The organism is Herbaspirillum sp. VT-16-41 (genome assembly GCF_001994935.1).
Taxonomy (GTDB): Bacteria; Pseudomonadota; Gammaproteobacteria; order Burkholderiales; family Burkholderiaceae_D; genus Herbaspirillum; species Herbaspirillum frisingense.
The window spans coordinates 1-360 of record NZ_MUXB01000240.1 but is presented as its reverse complement, the minus strand read 5'-3'; the positions used below and the strand labels follow the sequence as shown (position 1 = coordinate 360).

The window sequence follows — 360 nt, the reverse complement described above, 5'->3', positions numbered from 1 at the left end:
AGGGAGCCAAGGTGACGTTCGAGCCGGTCAAGGGCGGTGAAGCCCAGACCATCGCGGCTGATGCCGTTCTCGTATCCACCGGCCGCCGCCCCTACACGGACGGTCTGGGGCTCAAGGAAGCCGGCGTTGCCGTCGATGATCGCGGACGTGTGGCAATCAACGAGCATTGGCAGACCAACGTCGCGGGTATCTACGCGATTGGTGATGTGGTCCAGGGCCCGATGCTGGCGCACAAGGCCGAAGACGAAGGCATCGCCGTTGCCGAGATTCTGGTCGGACAGGCGGGACATGTGAATTTCGATGCCATTCCGAGTGTCGTCTATACGCAACCAGAAGTGGCTTCGGTCGGAAAAACCGAAG

The 360-nt window shown here is 61.4% G+C and carries 1 protein-coding gene; it reads left to right on the top strand.

Features of this window, described 5'->3' with window-relative positions:
* Positions 1 to 360, top strand: a 360-nt coding sequence (locus tag BTM36_RS26880) for an FAD-dependent oxidoreductase (RefSeq protein ID WP_168189852.1), incomplete at both ends; no start/stop codon positions are given.